This window comes from Stenotrophomonas sp. 05L44_2 (genome assembly GCF_056665995.1).
Genome location: NZ_JBFTNR010000515.1, coordinates 1 through 3,042, shown reverse-complemented (window position 1 = coordinate 3,042; position 3,042 = coordinate 1). Strand labels below are relative to the sequence as shown.

Genomic DNA, 3,042 nt, shown 5'->3' with positions numbered 1-3,042 from the left:
CTATACGCTGTTCATGACCGGCAAGCTGGGCGTGAGCCTGTGCCCGGAGCACGCCAGCAATGCCTCACGCCTGCTCGACCATGCCGAGGATGCGCTGTACCAGGCCGCCCGCGAAGGCGGCAATGCGGTGCGCATCCATGCGGTGGACACGCCGCCGAGCGCGCACAGCGAGAGCATCATCGCGCGGCAGATCGTCGATGCCATTCCCAACGGCGAACTGAAGCTGCGTTACCAGCCCCTGGTCAGTGCCCGCGATGGCCATGTGGTGGGCATGGAGGCGCTGCTGCGCTGGCAGTCGCCGACCCTGGGCATGCTGGTACCGGAGCGTTTCATGTGCACCGCCGAGCGCCTGGGCATCATCGTGCAGATTGGTACGTGGGTGCTGGAGGGTGCATTGAAGCAGGCCCGGCTGTGGCGCGACCAGGGCTTTGATGACTTCACCATCGCGGTGAATGTGTCCACCCTGCAGCTGCTGCGCCCGAATTTCTTTGCCGAAGTGATGGGCGTGATCCAGGCGTCCGGCGTGCCGGCGCRSATGCTGACMCTGGARATCAACGAAAGCGCGCTGACCAACAACGTCAACTTCGTCCACGAAACGCTGGCCAACCTGCGCAACGAAGGCATCAGCCTGAGCTTGGACAACTTCGGCACCGGCGATTCGAGCCTGAGCGCGCTGGTGCGCTACCCGGTGGACAAGCTGAAGATCGACCGCAGTTTCATCAAGAGCGCSCCGGCSGGCAACCGYGARGCGGCGATCKCRCGCGCGATCATTGCGATGGGCCATCAGCTGGGTATGACGGTGATCGCCAACGGCGTGGAATCGCAGGCACAGCTGGGTTTCCTGCGCCGCAACGACTGCGACGTGTTCCAGGGCTACCTGTTCGGCGAACCGATGTCCGCCGATGCCGCCGGCATGACCCTGCGCCGCCGCTACCTGCGTCCCGAAGCGTTCGCCGAAACCCGGCCGGACCGCACCCTGCTGCTGCTGGATGACGAGGAGAACGTACTGCGCTCGCTGGTGCGCCTGTTCCGCCGCGATGGGTACCGCATCCTGGCGGCAGGCAACGTGCGCGATGCGTTCGATCTGCTGGCCATCAACGACGTGCAGGTGATCCTGTCCGACCAGCGCATGAGCGACATGAGCGGCACCGAGTTCCTGGGCCGGGTGAAGATGCTGTACCCGGACACGATCCGGCTGGTGCTGTCCGGCTACACCGACCTCAACACGGTGACCGATGCGATCAACCGCGGTGCGATCTACCGGTTCCTGACCAAGCCGTGGAACGACGACGAGCTGCGCAAGCACATCCACCAGGCCTTCCGCACGTACGAGGAACAGCGGCGCAGCAACGGTGGCCTGGCGGCTGTCGAGCCGGCCGACGGCGGTGAGGATCGTTCGCCGCTGCGCTGAACCCCGCACACGGGTAGTGCCGGCCGCTGGCCGGCAGATGCGGGGTTTCCAGGTTCATCGGGTTGCCGGCCAGCGGCCGGCACTACCGTGCTGCTTCAGCGCGGCTGCTTGATCGGCAGCACGAGGCGGAAGCGCGAGCCGACGCCTGGGGTGCTGTCCAGATCGATGCGGCCGTGGTGCTTGTTGATAATGCTGTAGGAGATCGACAGGCCCAGGCCGGTACCGCTGCCCACCGGTTTGGTGGTGAAGAACGGATCGAAGATGCGCTGGCGCAGTTCCGGCGAAATGCCACCGCCGGTGTCTTCGAACTCGACCCACACCGTGTCGCCGTCCACGCCGGTACGCACGGTGATCGTGCCGCGCTCGGCGATGGCGTGGCCGGCGTTGAGCAGCAGGTTCATGTAGACCTGGTTCAACTCCGAGGGCAGGCATTCCACCAGCGGCAGCTGGCCGAACTCGCGCACCAGGTGCACCTTGTACTTGAGCTCGTTCCAGATGATGTTGATGGTCGATTCAAGGCCGGAATGCAGGTCGACCAGCTTCCACGATTCGTCGCGGCCGGAATAGGAGAAGTCCTTCAGGTCGCGCACGATGCGGGTGACGCGCTCGATGCCTTCGCGTGACTCGGCCATCAGCTGCGGCAGGTCGCGGCTGATGAAATCGATGTCCAGGCGGTCACGGATATCGTCGATTTCCGGAATCAGCGCCTTCGGGTCGGGCGCACGCAGGGCGCGTTCGTAGGCTTCGATCACCGTGAACAGGCTGCGCAGGTATTCCTGCAGGCTGCCCAGGTTGGAATGCACGTAGCCGATCGGGTTGTTGATCTCGTGCGCCACGCCGGCGGCAAGCTGGCCGATGGACGCCATCTTCTCCGACTGCAGCAGCTTTTCCTGGGTGCCGTTCAAGCGCAGGTAGGCCTGGCGCAGTTCGGCATGGCGCTGCTGCAGTTCGCGTTCGTAGTCTTCCTGGCCTTCGATATGGCGGAACAAGGCCAGGTAGTGCCCCGAACCGGGTTCGCCATGGAAGTACAGATGGGCGATGACCACGCCCTCGCCCAGCGGCAGGCTGCCGTTCCAGTGACCGTGCTGGCGCGCATGTTCCAGCGCATCCGGCGGCAGCAGCTGGCGCAGGCGCTGCGGCGGCGGCAAGGTGCCTTCATCGCTGCCCAGCAGGCTCTGGGCGGCCGGGTTGGCCAGGGCGACCTGCCCATCTTCGGTGAACAGCAGCAGGCCTTCGCGCAGGCGCTCAAGCAGGGCCTGCAGCACCGGTTGCGGCGGAAGGGGGGCGGTAACCAGAACGTAGGCGGCAGACACGGCGGCTCGGGGCGATCAAACAGGCGCCCAATATACGCGTTCACGCGGCGGCCTACAGCCGCCATCGGGCGGTCAGCCGACCGCCGGTCCTGTCAAGCGACGGCGAGTGGCCGCCGCGCGGTGACGGTATGCGACTGGCCCTTGGCATCGTATGCCGAGGACTCTTCGGTGCGGCCCATCTGGCGCAGTGCCCAGTTGACCTCGCGCCGGCGCCGCGACAGCAGCACCCCGTTGGCGCGGTTGCGCTCGGCCAGTTCCTGCAGCTGCTCGCCCTCGCCCACCGGTGGCGCGCCTTCCAGCGCACGCAGCGCTTCCAGC

3 protein-coding genes are annotated in these 3,042 nt (G+C 66.1%); 1 reads left to right on the top strand and 2 read right to left on the bottom strand.

Features of this window, described 5'->3' with window-relative positions; genetic code table 11:
• A partial coding sequence (locus tag AC1VAN_RS16690) for an EAL domain-containing protein (RefSeq protein WP_480986236.1) occupies positions 1 to 1,411 on the top strand: 1,411 nt, incomplete at its 5' end.
• A gap of 95 nt (positions 1,412 to 1,506) precedes the next feature.
• On the opposite strand, the gene AC1VAN_RS16685 is transcribed toward AC1VAN_RS16690, so the two are convergent.
• Both AC1VAN_RS16685 and AC1VAN_RS16680 read right to left on the bottom strand, forming a co-directional pair.
• The gene (locus tag AC1VAN_RS16685; RefSeq protein ID WP_480986235.1) at positions 1,507 to 2,724 is read right to left on the bottom strand and encodes an ATP-binding protein; all 1,218 of its coding nucleotides are present in this window, start codon (positions 2,722 to 2,724) and stop codon (positions 1,507 to 1,509) included.
• Positions 2,725 to 2,816: 92 nt separating this feature from the next.
• The coding region (locus AC1VAN_RS16680) for a flagellar protein FlgN (RefSeq protein ID WP_480986234.1) at positions 2,817 to 3,042 on the bottom strand (226 nt) is incomplete at its 5' end.